The organism is Saccharicrinis sp. 156 (assembly GCF_050589685.1).
In the GTDB taxonomy this organism is placed as follows: domain Bacteria; phylum Bacteroidota; class Bacteroidia; order Bacteroidales; family Marinilabiliaceae; genus Saccharicrinis.
In genome coordinates, this window is the sequence record NZ_JBNGOS010000110.1 from 1 (window position 1) to 597 (window position 597).

Annotated in this window: 1 protein-coding gene; it reads left to right on the forward strand. The window is 46.2% G+C overall.

The features are described 5' to 3' along the window. Window positions 1-597: immunoglobulin domain-containing protein (locus ACRD64_RS25255; RefSeq protein ID WP_430937426.1), on the forward strand; the 597-nt coding region annotated here is incomplete at both ends.

Here is a 597-nt window from a genome sequence, read left to right on the forward strand (position 1 = left end):
GAATTAGCGAATTGTACAGGCCTGGTGAATCTGTTCCTGTATCAGAACGACTTAAGCGGTCTGCCCGACTTGTCTTCCTTGGTGAACCTGCAACAGTTCCCTGTCAATGGTAACAGGTTTACGTTTGAGGACATTGAACCTAACGTAGATTCGGCCACCGACTATGCGCCGCAGCAAAACATAGGGGAGCAGGTTACGGTGGAGCTTAATGAAGAAGACTCCCATACCCTGTCTGTTATATGCGGGGGAGGCAACAACCGCTACCAATGGTACAGGAATGGTGTCGAAATTCCGGAAGCTAATTCAACAGAATACCAACTAACCGACCTACGTTCTCAGGATGCCGGCGAGTATACCTGCGAAGTGACAAACACAGCAGTTCCTGAGTTAACCATTCATTCAAACCCGGTTACCCTGAATGTTAATGTAACTTCGTTAGCGGTCACTTTTCCCAACGGGGATGAGGTTTTACAAAGTGGTTCAGTTTATGAAATAAGCTGGAGTTCCACTGGTGTTATCGATAGTGTACTGTTAGAATATTCAACGGATAACGGGGTAAACTGGAATGAAATAATTGTGGGTACGCCTAACGATGGA